Below are 19,822 nucleotides of genomic sequence, written 5' to 3'. Positions count from 1 at the left end.
TTTCCTCGCGCTCGTCCGTTGTTCGGACCGAGGCGCGGTCATCGTGGAAATACGGAGTAGCCAAACAATGAAGTTCGAAGGCAATGCTGCCGCAGCGGCCGATCGATCGACGAGCGTTCCCCAGATTTCCCCCACCGATCATTTCGAGCGCACAGAACTTTCCACCGAACCACAGTCCAGTGGTGACGAGTCGAGGCAGCGGATCGCACCCGCACACCGTGTCGCGGAATACCTTTCGCAAGCACCCGCGAAAAGCTTGGCGACATTGGGCAGGTCGGCCCAGTTGACCGGGGCCGTGGTCCGCTATGCGGTCATCGATACCGTCAGAATGCGAATGCCTGTCCAGGAATTGGTCGACCAGATGTGGTCGCTGTTGAAAGTGACCGCGCTGCCCGCTTTGCTGATGGCGATTCCGATCGGTGCCGAAGTATCGGTCCAGGTCGGCGGAATCATGAACCAGGTGGGGGCGAATTCGCTGGCCGGTGCCGCCAGCGGTCTCGGCGTCGTGGGTCAGGGCGCGCCGATGGCCGCGGGGCTGTTGATGAGCGGCGCCGCCGCGTCGGCCATCGCGTCGGATCTCGGAGCACGGGCGATCCGGGAGGAGATCGACGCGATGCGGGTGATGGGCGTCGATCCGGTGGAGCGCCTGGTCATGCCGCGGTTCCTGGCGATGATCGCGATCGCGCCGATTCTGTGCATCATCATCATCTTCGCCGGTGTTTTCGCCGGGCTCCTGATCTCGGCCAACGTCAACAACGTGGTGCCGGGCAGCTTCTGGCAGTCCTTCGGGGCATTCGCGACACCGACCGACCTGGCCTTCTCGGTCCTGAAGGCGCTGCTGTTCGCGGCCATCGTCGTCCTCATCGCGAGTCTGCGCGGCTTGGAAGCGAAAGGCGGGCCGAAAGGCGTGGCGAACGCGGTGAACGCCTCGGTCGTCCTGAGCGTCTTCTGCATCTTCATTACGAACCTGCTTGTCAGCCAATTGCAGATGATGTTCTTCCCGGCGCGGTTGGCGTGATGATGACCGATAAACCCGCCGAATACCGCTACATCCGGATACCGTTCTTGCTCGCGCCGTTGCACGCGGTCGGTCGCGGCGTGACCGGTTTCGTCGGTGAGATCGGCCAGATCACCGTATTCACCGTCAAGACGATCTACCTGTTGCCGACGACGGCCCGGAACTATCGGAAGCAGACCGTCAAGGTCATGAACAACATGGCCTGGGGGAGCGGATCGCTGATCGTCGACGGCGGCGTGGTCAGTTTGATGTTCTTTCTCGGCGTCGCCGTCGGCGCCGTGGTCGCGATCGAGGCATTCATGGCCTTGAATCTGCTCGGCTTCGGCGCGTTGACCGGAATCATCGGCTCCTTCGGCAATATCCGGGTGATCGCCCCGATCATCACCGGAATCGGATTCGCCGCCCAGGCGGGTTGCCGCATGACGGCCGAGATCGGCGCCATGAGAATCTCCGAGGAAATCGACGCGACGGAATCGATGGGATTACAAGCGATTCCGTTCGTGGTCGGCACGAGGTTGATCGGTGGAATGCTCGTCGTCCTGCCCGGATATCTGATGGGGCTTGTGGTCAGTTTCTTCACCGGCGGGATCATCGTCAAGGTATTCCATCGACAACCCGAGGGAACCTACGACCACTACTTCGCACAATTCCTCAGCGTGCCCGACCTGGCTGCCTCGGTCGTCAAAGCGGTTACCTTCTGTGCGGTCGTCACGATCATCCACTGCTACTACGGATATTTCGCCACCGGTGGTCCCGCAGGCGTCGGCGCGGCGTCGGGCCGAGCGATCCGGGCGAGTCTCGTCGTCATCGTTGTCCTGAATTTCGCCATGACGGTTGCCATCTGGGGTCTGAGCCCCCTTCTGATCTTCAAAGGATAGGTCGATGGGAAAGACAAGGAACCAGGATTTTCTCCGAGGCTCCGATCGTCAGCAGTCCAGAGTCGTCACCGGCGCGGCGGCGGCCGTGCTCGCGGTCGCGACGGCGGTCGCGGTCGGCGCGGTGTGGATCTACCCACACTACGACGAACCCGAAGGACTCGCGGTCGCTATCGACGTCCCCTACGTCGGACCCGGGGTCGCCACGGGGACGAAGGTGATCCTGCACGGCGCCGAAGTCGGCGAGGTCACCGAACTGGTCAAGACCAGGCCCGATACCGTCCGTATGACGGTGACACTGGTGCCGGATGAGATCGGTGGCCTGACCGACTCGTTCGATCTGGACTTCCGCCCGCAGAACTACTTCGGGATCACCGCGGTGAACCTGATCGATCGTCCCGGCGGCGGCGCACTGACCTCCGGGCGCACCCTCGCCCGTGTGCCCGCGGGCGACTTCACCATGTCGACGATGCTGGAGAGGGGTTCGGTCGCCATCGACGGCACGTTGACCACGCCGATGGTTCGAGCGCTCGACAAGGTCGTTCGATACACCGATGGACTGACCCCGCTGATCCAGTCGGGAATCGTGTTCGCCGACCGTGTCGCGGCCACCCAGCAGGCCCTACCGACCGAACTGCTGCGATACGTGAACGACATCCTCGCGGTAATGCCCGCGTTCAGCGCCCAGGCGATCGACAGCCTCGCCTACGTCTACGACAGCGTCTACAACCGCAGACCCGACGGCTCGGTCGGCGTCGACGACGCGTTCATGGATTACAGCGACGTGGGCCTCGGGCTCGCCGCCAACAGCCTCTTCGGCAAGGCGGGCAGCCTGCTCGCCTCGCACGGCTCCGAACTGACGCCGGTGACCCTGCTGGTCAAGGCACTCACCGACGCGATGCCACAGGGGCTCGACGGCGGCGCTGCCCCGGCGAAATTGCGGGAACTGATCGATCGCTACAACGCGGCGTTCACCGGACCCGCGGACGGGAAGACGCTGAATCTGCGGATCGTCCTGGACGATCTGCCGATGATCGCCGCGCCGCTCGCGCAGACCGGACTGCCGCAGACTCCTTCGCAGGAGGGACCGCGATGAGTCCTCGGGTCACGATGTTCGTCACCCTCGCCAAACTGGCTGTGGCCGTTGTCGTCTCGATCGCGCTGTTCGCGATCGTGTTGAGCGCCATCAGGAATCCGGTGGAAGGGGAAACCTCTTTCTACACGGCGGAATTCACCGATGTCTCGGGACTGCACGTCAACGGTGACGTCCGCACGAAGGGGGTGCGGATCGGGAAGGTGCGCTCGATCGAGCTGAACCGCAGGGACGGTCGGAGCGTGGCCGAAGTCGAGTTCTCGCTGGAGAAGCCGTACCGGCTGTTCGACAATACCGTTCTGGCGGTGAAGTACCAGAACCTCACCGGTGTTCGGTTCATCGACCTCGATGCCCCGGAGCGAACGGGTATCGAGGTGCGCCGACTTCCTGTCGCCGCGACCCGGTCGTCGTTCGACATCACCGAACTGTTCAACGGCTTGCAGCCGGTGCTGAACACGATGAGCACCGAGGAGATCAACACCTTCATGGAGAACGCGATTACCCTGTTGCAGGGCGACGGGACCGGTCTGGCGCCGATGCTCGACAGTATCCAACGACTCGCCGACCTGGCCCACGACCGCGAACAGGTGATCTCGACCCTGGTCACCAACATGTCGCGTATCGCCGACAGCATGGGCGGCAGATCGCCGCAGGTGGTCCAGTTCCTGCACTCACTGAGTTTCCCGATAGCCAAGGCGATGACGGTGTTGGAGGAATTTCCCAAGACCGCGGCCTTCGGCCCCGAATTCCTGACCCCGGTCCACCGTCTGCTCACCCAACTCGGCCTCGATCGCGACCTGGATATCGACCAACTGCTCGAACGGGCCTTCGCCTCGATTCCGTCGGCGGCCGAAGCGCTGCGCTTGCTGCCCGTCGCTTTCGCGGGCCTGCAACTGCCGCAGTTGACGACCCCGGCGGCGGGTGCGATGAACTGCGCCAACGGGGTGGCGCGACTTCCTACGGAAGTCCGTGTGCTGCTGAATGGGAGTGAGGTAGTGGTATGCAACGGGCCTCGATGAACCCGCAGGGCGGACAGTCGCTGCTGCGGCGGCTCACACACCGCGTCACACACGACGAGATGCTGCTCGGGGCGGCGGTCGTGCTGATCGCCGTCCTCGCCCTGGTGACGACGACCGTGCTCTACGCGCGGCCGGTCGGCCAGCGAACGATCGCCTTCGAGACCACCGACGCCTCGGCACTCGCACCCGGCCTGGAAGTGCGCATCGCCGGTATCACCGTCGGCAAGGTCACCTCGATCGCACTGCGCCCGAACACGGTTCGGGTACAGGCACGGATCTCCGACGATGCCTTCGTCGGAGACGACTCACGGGTCGAGGTACGTATGCTGACCCCGGTCGGCGGATACGCGGTGACCCTCATCCCCCTCGGCGACACACCACTCGGGGACTCGGTGATCCCACACGAGCACGTCACCGCGCCCTATTCGATCGGTGACGTCCTCCAGGCCGCACCGCATGTCACCGACAAGGTGGAAGGCGCCGCCATCGATGCCGATATCGACCAGGTCGCCACCGCACTCCAGCACAATTCGACGTCGGTCGGTTCGCTGATCGCCGGTATGAACAGCATCGCCACCGTCATGGACCACCAGCGCGAACAGGTCCGGCGGATCGCCGATCTCGCCTCGGAGTACCTCGAATCCTTCAACGCCGACCGAGAATTCGTCTTCGACCTGATCCGTCAGGTAGACATCGTCGTCACGACCTACAACAACACCCACGTCGGATTCAACGAGGCCTATCGCCTGCTCGGTGACGTACTCGCCAGGGTGCAGCCGCTCGAGAAGTACTACCTCGACCACAGGGACGAAGCGCGCGCCGCCATCGATCAGGTCCGGCACTCCATCGAGGACTTCCGGACGAACATGGGGCCCGCCATCGATCAGTTGCAGAATCTGCGGGACCGCCTGGCGGCCTGGCTGACTCCGGAAGGTCTCGCTGCGATCAGTGGCGGAACCGTGTCGGCGACACAGATCTGTGTACCCCTTCCCGGACGGACCTGCTGACATGAAGAAGAACAGAACTCGGCTCGTCGGGATCCTGGTGATCGTCGGTGTCGCGGCGGCGGGCGGAATCGGTGTCGCCGCCACCGACGGAGGCCAGGAATCCACCGACGGATTCTGTGTCCGGATGCCGGATTCGGTGGGACTCTACGAGGGAAACCCGGTGACCCAGATGGGATTCCAGGTCGGCAAGGTCGACCGGATCCGGCCCGTCGGCGACCACGTCGAAATCGGTTTCACGCTCGCGGGCGGACGCCGGTTCCCCGCCGATGTGCTGGCGGTCACCCGATCGAAGTCGATCCTGGCCGACCGCAGTCTGGAACTGGTCGGCAACTACGACGCCGGACCGGAACTGACGGCGGGGAAGTGTATCCCGCTCGAGCACAGCTACACCCCGAAAAGTATCTCCGAAATCGCCGGATCCGCAGCGGATTTCATTGACGAGCTCAGTCCGAGCGACGGCAGGCAGAGTTTGCGGAACGCCGTCGCGGGATTCGAGGAGGCACTGCGCGGCCAAGGTCAGAACGCGCGCGCGATGATGCTGCACGCCTCCGCCGCCGCGAACAGTCCCGATCAGCTGATCGCCGATATCGGCTCGATCATCCTCGATATGGCGCCGCTCACCGATGACGCCCTGCGACAGTGGTCGAGCATCCAGTCGATCCTCGATCAGATGCCCGCTGTCGTCGCCGCGGGCATCGGACTGTGGCCGGGAACCGTCGACGTGTGCGTCGGCGTCGGATGGCTGGTGAATGTCCTGCACGACGTGCACACCGAGTACGGCGATCAACTCTGGCCGATGCTGCGCGGTCCGGTCGCCGAGGCGATCCACCTCGCGGCGGGCCGGTCGGGGGATATCGCGAGCCTGTTGGCATCGATCCCGTCGGTCGCGGCGATGCTGCGTCAGCAGAGCGACGGCGACGCCGCGATGGCGGTCGCCTACCAGCCGCCGATGGTCAGGATCGACACGGCGGACTCCGCGACGGTATGCGACGCGCTCAACCAACTCGCGCCCGGCACCTGCACCCCGTCCGCCACGGGGCAGGCCCAGATTCCCGCCACGACCCTGCTCGACCTCGTCCTCGCGAAAGGCCGATGATGACAACGAATTTCGAGCTTCTGCGGAATGGGGCCGCCGCGGTGGCGATGTGCTGCGGCCTCCTCGCGACCGGCGGCTGCTCGCTGGGGCCCGACGATCTGCCGTCGGTTCGAGGCGGTGTCGGCAACGGGTACACCGTCGGGATCGAATTCGTCAGTGTGATGAATCTGCCCAACGGCGCCGACGTCATGATGGACGGCCTGCGCGTGGGTGAGGTCCGCGATGTCACGGTGCTCGACGACGCGGTGAAAGTGACCGTCCAGTTGAAACAAGGCAGCGAGGTCCCCGTGGACGTACGCGCGGTGATCCGTCAGAACACCCTGCTCGGCGACACCTACATCGCCCTCGACCACGACCGGGTCGGGGCCGACGCGCAATTCCTGCGGCCCGGCGACGCGGTGACCGCCGACCACACCAGTTCACCGCCACAACTCGAGGACACCATGGCGGTCCTGGCCTATTTCGTCAACGGCGGCAGCATCCAGCGGATCCAGGACGCGATGCGCCGGATCAACACGGTGATGCCCGCGACCCCGGACGTGGCCCGCTTGGCATCGGTCGTCGCCGTCGACCTGCGCGACCTGGCGGGCGACACCGGCGAGATCGACCGCATGCTCGACGGATTCGACGCCACCGCGGTGGCGCTGAACGAGAAATCCCAGACCCTCGCCACGCTGTTCGCGCCGCAAGCCGAGCACTACTGGCGGCGGGTCGCGGTCAATATCGTCTCCTACATCAGCCAGATCCTGCCCTCGGTCGGCAGCGTGTACCAGGGTGGTCTGTGGCTGGTGCCGATGCTGAACTCACTCGCCGACTCCGGTGACCTCATCGGGAGCATCTGGGACAAGGCACCCGCCGACACCGTGAAACTGTCGGATTTCCTCCGCACGACAGTACTACCCTTCGCGCGGCACCCCTCGCTGAACATCCGCTCGATCGAATCCGCGCAGGGGCAACAGATCGTCACCGATGTCGAGAATCTCCTGCGGATGCTGGGGGCCGTGAAATGAACCTCAAAACACCACTGTCCGTGCTCGGCATGGTCGCTCTCGCGGTGTCCTCGCTGCTGTATCTCGACAGCCTCGGCCTCGAACACGACGCCTTCGCCGACGTGAAGACAGCCAGCCTGTCGATCCCGGACACCAACGGACTCGTCGTCGGATCACGAGTGTTGATACGAGGAGTCGCTATCGGACACGTGACGCGAGTCCATTCCTCCGCCGCGGGCATCGACGTCGAATGGAGCTACGACAGCGATTACCGGATCCCGACCGACAGCCGATTCCGAGTCGACAACCTGTCCGCCCTCGGCGAGACGTACCTGGCCGTGATCCCCACGGTCGCCGCCGGGCCGTATCTGGCCGAGGACGCCGTCATCCCGGCCGACCGAGTCGTCGTCCCGACCACCTTCAAGGAACTGTCGCAACGATTGACGACTTTGCTCGAACAGATCGAGCCCGAGCGGATCCGGGAGATCTTCGCGACCGTGGACCTCGCGTTGCCCGACGATCCGTGGGTGCTCGGCGACCTGTCCCGCGCGGGGGAACTTCTCGCGGGCACGCTGACTCGGCAGTCGGCGAATCTGACCACGCTGCTGTCGAGTATCCAGCCGATATTGCTGAGAACCGGAACCGTTCCCGGTGATCTGGCGGGCGCGACGCCGATCCTCGGTGATTTCGGTTCGGGGTTCAGCGATGTGCTGGCCGGCATCCATTTCGCCGCGTCGTTCGGCCCCTTGAAGGACGGGATCGAGTTCGGCGCCGGACCCCTGCTCGATCAGTTGCAGGCTTTCCTCCATGACACCTCCGCCGATCTGCACACTCTCGGCGTCGACCTGCTACCGGGTATACGGGCCGGAACCGCCGCGATGGCGACGGTGAACGTCGGGCAACTACTCGATACCGCCATCGCCGCGACGTCCTCGGGCGACGCGGTCACCGTCCGCGTCGGTCCACCGGGAAGGTGAGATCGCGATCGTCCCCGCCCGAGCTGTGATCACCCATTTTCAGAGGAAGACATCATGACCCAGTCAACCGACCTGCCTCCCGCCCGCGAGGACGCCGATACCGTCGCCGCCCAACCCACGCGATCCGCTCCCGCATGGACCGGAATCCTGCGCCGTGGACGTGACGCGGGCGATTCCGCGATCAAACTCAAAACCCTGGTGTCCGGAGTGGTCGTGCTCGCGATGGCGGCCACCATCGGCGTGCTGGGGTGGCAGCTGCACCGTGAGTCGGGTGACCTGGACGCGATACACGCCGCGGCGGCCGATTCGGCCCGTGCCGAGCAGGTCGCGCTCGATTACGCCACGGCGGCGGCGGAAATGAACTTCCAGGATCTGTCGACCTGGCGAACGCGTCTGACCAAGGGGACCAGCCAGGAACTGTCGGGGCGTCTCACCCAGGCCGCGACGTCGATGGAGCAGATCATCATTCCGCTGCAATGGGTTTCGACCGCGAAGCCGATCGCGGCCAAGGTGCGTTCGGTGGACGACGGGGTGTATTCGGTCGACTGTTTCGTCAGCATTCTGACCAAGAACAGCCAGGCTCCCGAGGGAATCCAGTCCACGGCCACCTATCAACTGAGCCTCGACAGCGCGAACAACTGGACCATCTCCGATATCGGCGGAATCGGCCCGGCCTTCGGCCCCACCGATCCACCCCGCTAGAACTCGGGGTACGCGCTCGGCAGGGGGCGCGACGGCGTGACGCCGACGGAGGTCATGAGGTGTTCGATCAGGTGGATCAGGACCTGTTTGGCCGATTCGCGGTCGCGGACATCGCGGAGGGGGATCGAGACATCGTCGGCAGATCGAGGGCTCGACGAATTTCGTCTTCGTCGTAGATGTCGGCGTCATCGAAGCAGTTGACGGCTGTCCGGGTGTGCCGAACAGGTAGAGCACCAGGTGGGGGCTAAGCGTGATGCGGCCGAAGTCCAGCGCGACGGTGGTGGTGGTCTTGCTTTGCACGCCTGTAAGGTCGTCGAGGGATGCCCCGATGGCCGTCAGTTTTCCGCGGTGCGCAGCGGTGTTATCTCGCGCTGACCGTGGTGACCAGAGTCGTTTTCCCGACGCCGAATCCGCCCGCGATGAGGATCTCGAGCGCGTCGACCGCGCAGAGTTTGATGGGATCGACGTAGTCAGATTCTGCGTATGCCATCGAGTACCGCCTGCAGGAGTCGGGGGTCGGCGCGATCGGTGGGTGGGGTGGGGGACCGATATATGACGTGCCCGGAATGGATCAGGTCGCTGACGAGGACTTTGACGGCGGCGAGCAACAGGTTGAGGTGGGCGGCGAGTTCGGCGATCGACAGCGGCCTGCCTTGGCACAACCGCACGATCTCGCCGTACTCCCGGTCGAGAGTGGCCGCCTCGTGTTCGGTGCGGACGGCCACGACCAGGGTGAGGATGTCGAGGGTGTGCAGGTCGCGTCCGGCTCGGCCGCGGGTGACGGCGAAGGGACGGACCAATGGTCCCGGGTCGTCGCCGAATTCCCAGCCCTGCTCGCCGTAGCGGGTCACGGTTTCAGAGGGACGCGCAGTGTGCCCGAGTGGGTGCGGGGTAGGGCGGTGAGGTGGTCGCGGACCTGCCCGATGATGACGTTCATCTCGTAGGCGATCAGACCGAGGTCGGCCTCGATGGTGGCCAGTAGCGCCAGACACGCCCCCTGCCCCGCCTCGGTGACCACGAGATAGCCCTCGGCGAGTTCGACCACGGTCTGGTGCAGCGCGCCTTTGTCGAATCGGCTGCCGACTCCGCGGGCGAGGCTGTGTAGGGCGGAGGCCATGGCCGCGAGATGTTCGGCGTCCTCGCGGTGCAGGGTGCGGGTGCGGGCCAGTGGCAGGCCGTCGGCGGACAGGACGATGGCGTGTTCGGAGCCGGGTGTGCGTTCGACCAAGCCGTCGAGGAGCCAGTCGAGTGTGTCGCGGGCGTTGGTCGCCGTGGTGTTGTTCATGTCGCGGGTCCGTTTCCAGCTTCTCGGTTCGGGTTCGTGGTGGACGTGCGTGCTTGGCGTGTGCCCTTCTGGAAGGACGCCATCGACCGGCGGACCTCGGTCGCCGGGCGGCGCTGGTCGGGGGATTGCCACACGATCTCGGGTGGCTCCTCGTCCACGCGTAGCTCCGGTGCGAGGTGGGACTGTTTGCGCCGCTTCGGAAGTGGTGCACGCCGATGAGGGCCGGTGCGCGCGGTGACGTCGGCCGGCGCGATCCCCGGCTCGTCGCCGGAACTCGTTCGCTGATGTTCGCGGGCGAGGCCGTCGGGGGAACGGTCTTCGTGGGACCGGTTGTCGGGCCACGGTGGCACCTGCGGGGAGATGAGTGCGGACAGTCGCGGAACCTGTTCTGTTCGGTTCCGCGTCGGTTGATCGAGTGCGCGACGCGCGCGTGTGGACACCGCGGGGACGGGATCGGCGTCGCCGTCGCCGATTTCGAGCAGCGCCGTCGGGATCAGGACGATGGCTTTGACGCCACCGTAGGCCGATTCTTGGAGGTTGACGGTGAGGGCGTGGCGTTTGGCGAGTCTGCTGACGACGAAGAGGCCGAGGTGGCGTTGTCCCGCGAGTGCCAGTTCCTGAAAGTCCTGCGGTTCACGGAGCAGATCGTTGAGGCGTTCGCGTTCGTCGAATCGGATGCCGAGTCCTTGGTCCTCGACTTCGATGACCACGCCGCGGCCGACGAGGTTGCCGTGGATGGACACCAGCGATTGCGGTGGTGAGAACAGTGCCGCGTTGTCGATCAGCTCGGCGAGCAGGTGGATGAGGTCGGCGACGGCGTTGCCCAGGACGTGGGTCGTCGGAAGCCGGATCGCGCTGACGCGGGTGAGGTCGTCGGTTTCCGATACCGCGCTGCGGACGATCTGTTCGAGTGCGACGGGGTCTCGCCAGCGGCGTCCGGGTTGGCCGCCGCCGAGGATGAGCAGGTTCTCGGCGTTACGGCGCGCCCGGGTGGCGAGGTGGTCGAGTTGGAAGAGTAGTTCGAGGTGTTCGGGGTCGTCTTGTTTGGATTCGGCGATGTCGAGGACGTCGAGTTGGCGTCGGACGACGACCTGGCTGCGGTGGGCGATGTCGAGGAAGACTTTGTTGAATCCCTCGCGGGTGCGTGCTTCGGAGGCGGCGGCGGTCATGGCGGTGCGTTGGGCGGTGCCGAATGCCGCTGCTACCTGGCCGATTTCGTCGAGTCCGTGGTCGAGGATCGTGGTTTCGGCCGCTACATCGACGGCTTGTCCGTCGTGCAGGCGTTCGATGATCGACGGCAAGGTCTCGTTCGCCAGTTCCAGTGTCCGCGAGCGCAGCGAGCGCAGGCGAGCGACCAGGCGGTTGGCCAGCAGCAGTGCCAGTACGAACGCGCTGATCGCGGTGGCGGCCACGCCGATGCCCGCCCAGATGACTCGCTCGAGTGAACGATCGGCGGCGGCGGTGGCCAATGTGTTCGCGTAGAGCGCGTGGTCGCGGAACAGGCCGACGAGTTCGACATCGATCGCCCGCTCCGCGGCGAGAAACTCGGCATGGGGGACCGGAAGAACGCCGCGCTCGGCGAGCGCGTCCTCCGCTGTTGTCGCGGTACGCCATTCGGCGCTGCCGGTGAGCCGGGCCAGTCGCTGACGACCGTCGTCGGTCAGCCGTGCGCCCAGCGCGTCCAGTTGGTGCCGGTACGCACCGACGAGCTCGGTGACTGTGCGCCGTTCGTCGAACCCGAGCGGGCTGCCGGACTCGGTGACCGCCGCCGCGATGGCCGCCGCACGGGAATGGAGTTCGGCCGTCTCGACCAGGTTCCCGGCGGTCATCTCCTCGGTGGCGGTCAACGGGTCGGGGGTATAGCGCGCCAGATCCTCCAGCCCGGGGCCGACGGTTCCGGCGAGTGCTCGGTAGAAATCGTCCACCGCCGCAATATCGGCCTGACCCATATCCACCGAGTGTCTGACGACCGGTGTTCTGGCGGCCAGTTCGACGAAGGCAGGAGTGGATCGCGCGACAGCCTGCGGATTGAGTCGCAGCATTTCCACGCCCATCCGACCGAGCGCGGCCAGTGCCGCGTCGGTTTTCGCCCGATGGGTCGCCAATCCCGATGCCGCTCGCGGGTCGGCGTTCATCGCGAACAGACTCTGTAGGCGTTCCTCCTGGACGGCGGTGACGAAAGTAGCCAGCGGGTCGACCTGTTCGTCGAGGTACACCGACCAGCGGTTCGTCGCTCTGGCGTCCTTCGTCAGGACCAGGATGATGATCGTTCCCGTGCCGAGCAGTGCCACACAGGGCACGAGCGCGATGGCCAGCACCCGCGTTCGTATGCTCTTCCCGCGCGGTACACGCCACCGGTCGGCGCCGGAATCCGCCGGTCGTCCTATCGAAATCCGCATGACCCGCAACCGTTCTCCACCCCTGCCGAATGCGTGGGCGCGCCCGGCCGGGCAGGACGTGTCGATGCGCGGGCGACCGGCGCGGGACTTCCGGTATCACGTGGTGTGTTCGTCGGTGGCACTGGGCATTTCGAGAAGTGTCGAATCAAGGAGGTTCCCGGTGATAGGCGAGTTCGCTGAATATGTTTCTGGCGGAATCTTCGGTGGGCAGGCGAGGTGGTTGTCCGCTTTAACCTTCGAACATTAGATTATTCTGCGGGCGACCGTAGAGTAGTTCCGGCGACGCTGTCAACGTGTGGCACCGTGTCGCTGCGGGTTTCATCGATGCCCCTGTGCGGTGTCGGTGTCGAGGTCGAACCGGGTGGCGTGATCATCGCCGATGGCCGACCGGAGGCCGTTGGGGTCGATGTGGCCCGCGTCTGCCCGACGACGACACGATCTCGTATATAGCTGACAGCTATGAAATCGGTCGGCGACGTTCGAGGTGACTTCGTCCGATACCCGGGCGGATCAGCGTCGGTCCGTCTCTGTATGCGTGGCCATATATTGCCTGATGAACAGTATTTCAACGCTCAATTTACCTAAAGCCTTGCGGTTTATGACCTATAGACTTTAGGCTATCGCCACTCGATCGAAAAGTGGTTCAGGTCACGTTCAGTGCCCTTCCGCTACACACGACAGGAGTTGGACCAACATGCCTTCGACCACCTCGAGACTGCGATATATCGCGGGCGGGACGATCGTGCTGCTCACACTGGCCGCATGCGGAAGCAATTCCGACGGCGAAACCACCGGCGGCGCACGAAATTTTACCGGTGACCCGGTCACGGTCATGACGCTCGCGCCGGTCAAATCCGCGGCGATGAACACACCCGAGGTGATCACCGCCGCGGAGGCTGCCGTCGAAACCATCAACGCCGCGGGCGGACTCGGTGGGCACGAGGTGAAACTCATCGCCTGCAACGACGGGAACAACGCCAATCAGGCGGGTGATTGCGCACGCCGGGCGGTCGACGCCAAGGCGGTGGCGGTGTTGGGCGGATTCACCACCAACGGCAGCACGATCATCCCGATCCTGGAGAAGGCGGGCATTCCGTGGATCGGCGCCCCCGCTTTCTCGGCCGAGGAACTCTCCAGCAAGGTGTCCTATCCGCTGGTGTCGGGCGCGGCGGCATTCGCGGGTATCGGCGCGCGCGCCGCACGCGACGGTTGCGCGTCGACCTCGATGGTCCTCTACGACGTGCCGACGGCGGAGAAGGCGGCGCAGTTGATCAACCTCGGCATCTCCAGTGCCAAGGGACAGCAGGCCGGCCACATCAAGGTGCCCACGACCACCACCGACTTCAGCAGCGTCGCGAAGTCGGCGGGCAATTCCGATTGCGCCATCGTCGGCCTCCCCAACGATCAGGTGGTCGCACTGGCGACCGCCAGCCGGACACTCGGTGAGAAGACCAGGTACTACGCCCTGCAGGGCGCACTCAACGATCAGGTGCTCCGCGGGGCGAAGGACGCGCTCGAAGGCGCGACGTCCGCGGTGAACTTCGTGGTCGCCACCGATCCCGCGTGGGACGCCGCCGAGGCGGCGTCGTCGAAGGTCGACTGGACCTATCCGTACAACCAGAACACCTGGGCTTCCTACCAGGTATTGGTCGAGGCACTCGCAGGCGTCACCGATATCTCGGCGGCGTCGGTGATCGTGGGACTGGACAAGACCAGTAGCGCGAAGGCCGGAGGCGTGACGGCGCCGATCGACTTCACCAAGCAATTCCCGGTTCCTGGTCTCGATCGCGTCTTCAACCCGAACATCACCTTCGTGAAGGCCAAGGACGGCACGGTCGTGCAGGACGGTGGCTTCGAGAACCTCACCGCGTTGTTCGCGGGCTGATCGACACTGTGCCGCACCGAGATTCGGGCGGCACAGCTCGAGTCCGTCCGATCGGCAAGGAAGAATTCAGATGAGTGTCATGTCACCACCGGTAGGCCGCATCGGCGAATCCGTCATTCGCGCGAAGGGGCTCACCGCCGGGTACGCGGGAACACCCGCGGTCATGGACGTCGACCTGACCGTCGACGCGGGCGAGGTCGTCGCGCTGCTGGGTGCCAACGGCGCGGGCAAGTCGACCACCCTGCTCGCCCTCGCCGGAGAGCTGGCGCCGATGGGCGGAACGGTCGAGGTACTCGGCCTCGGTGTCCGCCGCCGCCTCGATCACCGGGCGCGACACGGTCTGGGATACCTGACCGAGGGCCGGTGCGTGTTCATGGATCTGACCGGCTGGGAGAATCTGCGACTCGGACGCGGCGCAGCGAAACGGGCGATCGAGTTCTTTCCCGAACTCGAACCGCACCTCGGCAAGAAAGCCGGACTGCTCTCTGGCGGCCAGCAGCAGATGCTTGCCCTGGGCCGCATTCTCGCCGCCGAACCACGATTGATCCTGGCCGATGAACTCTCATTGGGTCTGGCGCCGATCGTGGTGCGCCGGCTGTTGTCGGTGCTGCGGTCGGCCGCCGATCGGGGTACGGCCGTCGTACTCGTCGAACAGCACGTCCATCAGGCACTCGAGATCGCCGACCGCGCGTATGTGCTGCATCGCGGCCGCGTGGTGATGTCGGGATCCGGCGCCGAACTCCGCGCGCGAGCCGACGACATCGCCGCCCACTACATCTCAGGGGAGGCCTGACATGGATGTATTGACCTTCGCTCTCATCGGTCTCGGAACCGGCGCTATCAACGTCCTGTTGGCGCTGGGACTCGTGCTGATCTACCGCGGATCGGGTGTCATCAATTTCGCCCACGGCGGATTCGCCTTGCTCGGGGCCTTCATCGTGATGGATCTGCGCACCGAGCACGATGTCTCCTGGCCGGTCGCTTTCGGAGTGGCGGTGCTCGGCACCGCCGCGGCCGGACTTCTCGTGCAGGTCCTGGTGATGCGGCCACTCCGGACCGCGAGTCCGCTGGCCCGGGTGATCGCGACACTCGGGGTGCTCACCGTCCTGATCCAGGCCATCCTGCTCGAGTTCGGCGCCGAACAGCGCACCGTGCCGTTGCCGGTGCCGTCCGGTCCCGTCCGGATCGCCTCGGATGTGATCGTCGGCAAACAGAACTTTTACCTGGTCGGCATCGCGGTCGTGATCGCGGTGGCGTTGTCGATCGCCACCTTCCGAACCCGAATCGGCAACGCGCTCACCGCGTCCGCCGAGAATTCCCGCGCCGCCGCGGCGCTGGGGTGGTCACCGAATCTGCTCGCCGCGCTGACCTGGGGGCTGGGCGGAGCGCTGGCCGGTGTGGCCGGAGCCCTGTTCCCGGCGACGTCGACCGGGTTCATCTCGATCGCCCAGATGAGCGTGCTGATCGTCGGTGGATTGGCGACCGCGCTACTCGCGCAATTCCGTTCGTATCACCTGGCCCTCGCCGGTGGTTTGGCGATCGGCATCGTCCAGGCGCTCACCACCCGCTATGTCGACCAGACCGGCGTGGCCGACGCCGTGCCGTTCCTCGTCATCGTCATCGTGTTGGTCGTGCGCGGCAAAGGGTTGCCCGTGCGTGGCACCGCCGCCGATCGTCTGCCGCGTGTCGGGACCGGCCGCGCCCACCCCGCCATCGTCGTACCGATCGCGGTGGCGATCGTGGCGCTGCTGCGCTACGCGGCGCCCAGCGACTGGTACCCCGCCCTGATCGTGTCCCTGTGCTTCGCCATCATCGGGCTCTCGACAGTGGTGCTCACGGGCTACGCGGGGCAGCTGTCCCTCGCGCAATTCGCGCTGGGCGGTGCGGGCGCGTACGTGGCCGGGCGCTTGGCGGCCGCGCGAGACTGGCCGTTCGAGCTCGCCCTGCTCGCCGGAGTGGTCGGAGCGATGCTGCTCGGACTGCTCTTCGGTCTGCCCGCGTTGCGCACCCGGGGTGTCAACCTCGCGGTGGTGACCTTCGGTCTCGGCTTCGCGCTGCACCAGATCCTGTTCAGCAACGGTGAATACACCGGCGGGGAGTTCCAAACGAAGATCTCCTCGTTGCGTTTCCTCGGGGTCGATGTCGACCCGATCACGCACGCGGACAACTACAGCCTGCTGTGCGCCGCGTGGTTCCTGGTTCTCGCCGCCGTGGTCGCGACGATCAGACGCGGACGAGTCGGGCGACGTCTGCTCGCGGTGCGTACCAACGAGCGTGCCGCCGCGGCGATCGGGGTGAGCGTATTCCAGAACAAGCTCTATGCGTTCGTGCTGTCGGCCGGCATCGCGGGCGTGGGCGGTGTGCTGTTCGGCTTCAGCTATCCCACCGTTCTCTATCAGCAGTTGTTCGTCCCGGATATGTCGATCACGGTCCTGGTCATCACGGTGATCGGCGGCGTCGGATACATCGGTGGTCCGCTCGTCGGTTCACTGCTGGTACCCGGAGGTGTCGCGGTTCTGCTGTTCGACACCTCCTCCGCCGCGACCTCCTCGGACGAGGGTTTCGTGAAGTACGTGCCGCTGATCACCGGCATCGTGCTGGTGATCACGCTGATCGCGAACCAGAACGGAGTGCTCGACCAGGTGATGGAACCGGTCCGCCGTCTCCGGTCCCGATGGGCGCGCGACGAACCGCCCACCATCGTCGCGGGACCTCGCTCACCGGTCGCGCCCAAGTCACTCGAAGTACGCGGGGTGACCCAGACTTTCGGCGCTTTCACCGCGCTCGCGGAAGTGAGTGTGACGATCGCGCCCGGACAGGTCGTCGGGGTGCTCGGCCCCAACGGCGCGGGCAAGACGACGCTCATCGATGCCATCACCGGATACAACCGTCCGAGTTCGGGCGCGATCGTTCTCGACGGCCGCGACGTCACGGCATGGCCCCCGCATCGCCGGGCGCGCGCCGGACTGGTCCGTTCGTTCCAGTCGCTGGAATTGTTCGACGATCTCACGGTGCGGGAGAATCTGCTCGCCTCGTCGGAGGAACAAGACCGTCTGGCCTATCTCACCGGTTTGTTCCATGCGGGGACCCCGCGGGTCACCGACACCGTTTCCGCCGCTGTCGAGGAACTCGATCTCATCGACGTGTTGCATCAGCGGCCCGAGGAATTGTCCTACGCACGCCGCAGATTGGTCGCGATCGCGCGTGCCATCGCCGCTCGGCCATCGGTACTGCTGCTCGATGAACCCGCGGCGGGCCTCGACGAATACGAGAGTGCGGAATTGGGTCGTCTCATCCGACGCCTGGCCGATGACTGGGGCATCGGTGTTCTGCTGATCGAGCACGATGTCAAGCTGGTGCTGGACAACAGTGACCGCGTGGTTGTCTTGGACTTCGGACGCGTGATCGCCGAAGGAACCCCCGCCGACATCCGGCAGAGCGACGCGGTCCGTCGCGCTTATATCGGCGAGAGTCTCGTTGCCGAGGTGGTGCCGTGACAGCAGCGAGAGGGTCGCTTTTCTCGTAGGCGGAGTCGCCTACGGTCCGGCCTCGGCTCAGAGGACTGTGACAGCGAGGTTTTCGAGGGCCGTGGGGCCTTCCCGATGGTCGGTGGTCGGTCCGATGCTGCCGATCGAACTGCCGAGTGCTTCGCCGAACGCGGCGGCGCCGGCGCCGATGGCGCCGAGCAGGATGATTCCGCCGACGACTATCCACAGCCAGGTCGGAATCTTCGACCGTGAGCGATGTGCCCGGTTCGGGTCCTGGACAGGACGCGGTTCGTAGTCGGGCGGGTAGGTCGGAGCGGGTGTCTGAGCGAGGAACGGCTGGGTGAAGGGGGCGGTGGGTGGCGTATGTGGCGACGAGTTGGTCACGTGCTCCCCTGTCGTGTCGTTGCTGTCGGGGATTTCATCGGTCTGGCAGGCAGCACGTTACGTGTCACGAGTGGCGAGTCCAACTGTTTGCGTGTGGGTCGGGTGGGCGCCATTGTCGTAGGGCTCGACTGGTGGTGGCGAGTTCTCTGAACAGTTCGCGTTCGTGACCGAGGGCGGTTGCGGCGTCGCGAAGTCCGTCGTGTTGCGAGGCGGGTTGCTGAAGGTGAGCACGGCGACGCGGTCGTGGTGCTCGAGAGTCCATGTGTTCATGCGGGGGCCGCGGTGAAGGCCGCCAGCCGCTCGGCCAGGACGGTCCGTGCGTCGGTGGCGGGGCGGTGCAGGAGTTTTTCGACGGTGTCGGTGAGGGGCGCGTGCAGTCCGGCTTGCACGCTGCGGTCTATGCCGAGAGCGACTTCGGTGTAGTAGTCGGGGACTCCGCGTCGGGCCATGGCCTCGCGCATGGTTTCGGCGGTGGTCGGTATGTAGGAGATTTCGCGGTCGAGCAGGTCGGTCAGAATGGTGGCGACGTCCGGGAGGGTGAGGGCCGCGGGTCCGGTCAGTTCGTAGGTGCGCCCACGTAGGGTCGGGTCGCCCATGATGGCTGCGGCGACTGCCGAGACGTCGGTAGGGGCGATCATGGCGATGGCCCCGGTCGGGGAGGTGCCGAACCAGCGTCCGGTGGCGGCGACCGAGGGCGCGGCGGTGCGGAGCAGGTTGGTGGTGAAGTAGGCGGGGCGCAGGATGGTGTGCGCGATGCCGCTTTCGGTGAGGTGCTGTTCGATCTCGGCATGCCATCGTCCGACCGGGTTCGGCGAATCCGGCGCGGAGTCGATGGTGGAGAGTTTGATGAGATGGGGCAGTTCCGCTGTCGCCGCGGCGTCGATGAATCCCTTCTCCAACTCGGTTTGACGCGGGTCGGTTCCGACCGAAAGGAACGCGAGTTCGATGCCGTCGAAAGCGGCGGAGAGCAGGTCGGGGTCGTCGAGCGCTCCGACGGCCAACTCGATTCCGTCGAGGCTGCTCAACGCGGACTCCGCGCGTGCGCGGTCGCGGGCCAACGCCCGCACCGGCACCTGGGCCGCGCGCAGGTGCGCGGCCAGGCCGGAGGCCACCTGCCCGGTGATGGCAGGGATCAGCACGGTCATCTCTACCTCCTTTCAGTAGGCGGATGTCGCATTCTGTTCCGCCCAGGTCTTTTCGGCGTCGGATCCACCCGGTGGCGGCGCGATTCCATTGATCATCCAGAGATCGGCGCTGGTTTCGTCGACGTGGAATTCCCAGTGCAGATCGGTGTGCTGTTGCAGGTGAGGTGTGAGGATGTCGTTGATCCAGCGGGCGGTGCGGCGGCGGGCCTGTTGGTCGGGGTTGTGTCGGGCGATGTGGTCGATGGTGATGCGGACCCCGACCGGGGTGGGTTGTCCGCCGACGTAGAAGTCCTCGGGTGGGGTCTGGTGGAACAGTGTGATGACGTAGAACCGGGGGAGTCCGACCTGTTCGTAGTGGTCGGCGATACGGGAGGCGAGCCGGTGTTTGTCGTCGTCGGTGAAGATCGCGGGGGAGTGGTGGATCGTCCACAGCGGCATGATGTTTCGATGCTCCTCGGGT

Annotated in this window: 19 protein-coding genes; 12 read left to right on the top strand and 7 right to left on the bottom strand. The window is 65.5% G+C overall.

The window, feature by feature from the left end; genetic code table 11:
• Positions 1-328 precede the first annotated feature (328 nt).
• From DAT37_RS36455 to DAT37_RS36415, 9 genes are read left to right on the top strand one after another with little or no spacing between them, the layout of a single operon-like run.
• Positions 329-1,018: an ABC transporter permease gene (locus DAT37_RS36455; RefSeq protein WP_232840219.1), complete on the top strand. Its 690-nt coding sequence runs from the start codon at positions 329-331 to the stop codon at positions 1,016-1,018.
• A 2-nt stretch (positions 1,019-1,020) separates the two neighbouring features.
• Complete coding sequence (locus tag DAT37_RS36450; RefSeq protein WP_109529499.1) at positions 1,021-1,896, top strand: MlaE family ABC transporter permease; 876 nt, start codon at positions 1,021-1,023, stop codon at positions 1,894-1,896.
• A 4-nt stretch (positions 1,897-1,900) separates the two neighbouring features.
• On the top strand, positions 1,901-2,989 hold the full coding sequence (locus DAT37_RS36445; RefSeq protein WP_109529498.1) for an MlaD family protein: 1,089 nt from the start codon (positions 1,901-1,903) through the stop codon (positions 2,987-2,989).
• Positions 2,986-4,005, top strand: a complete 1,020-nt coding sequence (locus tag DAT37_RS36440) for an MlaD family protein (protein WP_109529497.1) — start codon at positions 2,986-2,988, stop codon at positions 4,003-4,005. Before DAT37_RS36445 ends, DAT37_RS36440 begins: the two co-directional genes overlap by 4 nt.
• On the top strand, positions 3,987-5,012 hold the full coding sequence (locus DAT37_RS36435; protein WP_232840218.1) for an MlaD family protein: 1,026 nt from the start codon (positions 3,987-3,989) through the stop codon (positions 5,010-5,012). Before DAT37_RS36440 ends, DAT37_RS36435 begins: the two co-directional genes overlap by 19 nt.
• A 1-nt stretch (position 5,013) precedes the next feature.
• The gene (locus DAT37_RS36430; RefSeq protein ID WP_109529496.1) at positions 5,014-6,108 is read left to right on the top strand and encodes an MlaD family protein; all 1,095 of its coding nucleotides are present in this window, start codon (positions 5,014-5,016) and stop codon (positions 6,106-6,108) included.
• Positions 6,108-7,118 (top strand): MlaD family protein, encoded by a 1,011-nt coding sequence (locus tag DAT37_RS36425; RefSeq protein WP_109529495.1) that lies wholly within the window; start codon positions 6,108-6,110, stop codon positions 7,116-7,118. The genes DAT37_RS36430 and DAT37_RS36425 overlap by 1 nt, the downstream gene beginning before the upstream one ends.
• Positions 7,115-8,074 carry an MlaD family protein gene (locus DAT37_RS36420; RefSeq protein ID WP_109529494.1) on the top strand — a complete coding sequence of 320 codons (960 nt, stop codon included), beginning with the start codon at positions 7,115-7,117 and terminating at the stop codon, positions 8,072-8,074. The genes DAT37_RS36425 and DAT37_RS36420 overlap by 4 nt, the downstream gene beginning before the upstream one ends.
• A 54-nt stretch (positions 8,075-8,128) precedes the next feature.
• Positions 8,129-8,776 (top strand): hypothetical protein, encoded by a 648-nt coding sequence (locus DAT37_RS36415; protein ID WP_109529493.1) that lies wholly within the window; start codon positions 8,129-8,131, stop codon positions 8,774-8,776.
• Positions 8,777-9,137: 361 nt separating this feature from the next.
• Here the strand turns inward: DAT37_RS36415 and DAT37_RS46305 are convergent, their stop codons facing one another.
• Genes DAT37_RS46305 through DAT37_RS36395 form a run of 4 tightly spaced genes read right to left on the bottom strand, consistent with a single transcriptional unit; the run spans position 9,138 to position 12,379 of the window.
• Positions 9,138-9,266, bottom strand: coding sequence for a hypothetical protein (locus DAT37_RS46305; RefSeq protein WP_332873384.1), 129 nt, complete (start codon positions 9,264-9,266; stop codon positions 9,138-9,140).
• Positions 9,247-9,627 carry a DUF742 domain-containing protein gene (locus DAT37_RS36405; protein WP_109529492.1) on the bottom strand — a complete coding sequence of 127 codons (381 nt, stop codon included), beginning with the start codon at positions 9,625-9,627 and terminating at the stop codon, positions 9,247-9,249. Before DAT37_RS36405 ends, DAT37_RS46305 begins: the two co-directional genes overlap by 20 nt.
• Positions 9,624-10,061: a roadblock/LC7 domain-containing protein gene (locus tag DAT37_RS36400; RefSeq protein WP_109529491.1), complete on the bottom strand. Its 438-nt coding sequence runs from the start codon at positions 10,059-10,061 to the stop codon at positions 9,624-9,626. Before DAT37_RS36400 ends, DAT37_RS36405 begins: the two co-directional genes overlap by 4 nt.
• Positions 10,058-12,379, bottom strand: a complete 2,322-nt coding sequence (locus tag DAT37_RS36395; protein ID WP_198654615.1) for a sensor histidine kinase — start codon at positions 12,377-12,379, stop codon at positions 10,058-10,060. Before DAT37_RS36395 ends, DAT37_RS36400 begins: the two co-directional genes overlap by 4 nt.
• 775 nt (positions 12,380-13,154) lie before the next feature.
• Between DAT37_RS36395 and DAT37_RS36390 the strand changes: the two genes are divergently transcribed.
• The 3 genes from DAT37_RS36390 (at position 13,155) to DAT37_RS36380 (ending at position 17,842) form a co-directional block, all read left to right on the top strand.
• On the top strand, positions 13,155-14,345 hold the full coding sequence (locus DAT37_RS36390) for an ABC transporter substrate-binding protein (protein ID WP_109529489.1): 1,191 nt from the start codon (positions 13,155-13,157) through the stop codon (positions 14,343-14,345).
• Positions 14,346-14,415: 70 nt separating this feature from the next.
• Positions 14,416-15,138 carry an ABC transporter ATP-binding protein gene (locus DAT37_RS36385; protein ID WP_232840217.1) on the top strand — a complete coding sequence of 241 codons (723 nt, stop codon included), beginning with the start codon at positions 14,416-14,418 and terminating at the stop codon, positions 15,136-15,138.
• A 1-nt stretch (position 15,139) separates the two neighbouring features.
• Positions 15,140-17,842, top strand: a complete 2,703-nt coding sequence (locus DAT37_RS36380) for a branched-chain amino acid ABC transporter permease/ATP-binding protein (RefSeq protein ID WP_109529488.1) — start codon at positions 15,140-15,142, stop codon at positions 17,840-17,842.
• A gap of 57 nt (positions 17,843-17,899) precedes the next feature.
• On the opposite strand, the gene DAT37_RS36375 is transcribed toward DAT37_RS36380, so the two are convergent.
• The 3 genes from DAT37_RS36375 to DAT37_RS36365 form a co-directional block, all read right to left on the bottom strand.
• On the bottom strand, positions 17,900-18,217 hold the full coding sequence (locus DAT37_RS36375) for a hypothetical protein (protein ID WP_109529487.1): 318 nt from the start codon (positions 18,215-18,217) through the stop codon (positions 17,900-17,902).
• Positions 18,218-18,483: 266 nt separating this feature from the next.
• On the bottom strand, positions 18,484-19,362 hold the full coding sequence (locus DAT37_RS36370; RefSeq protein WP_109529486.1) for an NAD(P)H-binding protein: 879 nt from the start codon (positions 19,360-19,362) through the stop codon (positions 18,484-18,486).
• A gap of 12 nt (positions 19,363-19,374) precedes the next feature.
• Positions 19,375-19,800, bottom strand: a complete 426-nt coding sequence (locus tag DAT37_RS36365; protein ID WP_109529485.1) for a tautomerase family protein — start codon at positions 19,798-19,800, stop codon at positions 19,375-19,377.
• Positions 19,801-19,822: the final 22 nt, after the last annotated feature.

This window comes from Nocardia aurea, from assembly GCF_003123685.1.
Lineage (GTDB): Bacteria > Actinomycetota > Actinomycetes > Mycobacteriales > Mycobacteriaceae > Nocardia > Nocardia aurea.
Note: the sequence above shows the minus strand (reverse complement) of the source record. Positions and strands in the feature narration are given on the sequence as shown.

Bases quoted from the DNA above. Each gene is read 5' to 3' on its own strand.
- DAT37_RS36445 (WP_109529498.1), top strand. From the start codon at position 1,901: ATGGGAAAGACAAGGAACCAGGATTTTCTCCGAGGCTCCGATCGTCAG.
- DAT37_RS46305 (WP_332873384.1), bottom strand. From the start codon at position 9,266: ATGGCATACGCAGAATCTGACTACGTCGATCCCATCAAACTCTGCGCG.
- DAT37_RS36435 (WP_232840218.1), top strand. From the start codon at position 3,987: ATGCAACGGGCCTCGATGAACCCGCAGGGCGGACAGTCGCTGCTGCGG.
- DAT37_RS36440 (WP_109529497.1), top strand. From the start codon at position 2,986: ATGAGTCCTCGGGTCACGATGTTCGTCACCCTCGCCAAACTGGCTGTG.
- DAT37_RS36385 (WP_232840217.1), top strand. From the start codon at position 14,416: ATGAGTGTCATGTCACCACCGGTAGGCCGCATCGGCGAATCCGTCATT.
- DAT37_RS36390 (WP_109529489.1), top strand. From the start codon at position 13,155: ATGCCTTCGACCACCTCGAGACTGCGATATATCGCGGGCGGGACGATC.
- DAT37_RS36365 (WP_109529485.1), bottom strand. From the start codon at position 19,800: ATGCCGCTGTGGACGATCCACCACTCCCCCGCGATCTTCACCGACGAC.
- DAT37_RS36415 (WP_109529493.1), top strand. From the start codon at position 8,129: ATGACCCAGTCAACCGACCTGCCTCCCGCCCGCGAGGACGCCGATACC.
- DAT37_RS36450 (WP_109529499.1), top strand. From the start codon at position 1,021: ATGACCGATAAACCCGCCGAATACCGCTACATCCGGATACCGTTCTTG.
- DAT37_RS36425 (WP_109529495.1), top strand. From the start codon at position 6,108: ATGACAACGAATTTCGAGCTTCTGCGGAATGGGGCCGCCGCGGTGGCG.
- DAT37_RS36455 (WP_232840219.1), top strand. From the start codon at position 329: ATGCGAATGCCTGTCCAGGAATTGGTCGACCAGATGTGGTCGCTGTTG.
- DAT37_RS36380 (WP_109529488.1), top strand. From the start codon at position 15,140: ATGGATGTATTGACCTTCGCTCTCATCGGTCTCGGAACCGGCGCTATC.
- DAT37_RS36420 (WP_109529494.1), top strand. From the start codon at position 7,115: ATGAACCTCAAAACACCACTGTCCGTGCTCGGCATGGTCGCTCTCGCG.
- DAT37_RS36370 (WP_109529486.1), bottom strand. From the start codon at position 19,362: ATGACCGTGCTGATCCCTGCCATCACCGGGCAGGTGGCCTCCGGCCTG.
- DAT37_RS36400 (WP_109529491.1), bottom strand. From the start codon at position 10,061: ATGAACAACACCACGGCGACCAACGCCCGCGACACACTCGACTGGCTC.
- DAT37_RS36430 (WP_109529496.1), top strand. From the start codon at position 5,014: ATGAAGAAGAACAGAACTCGGCTCGTCGGGATCCTGGTGATCGTCGGT.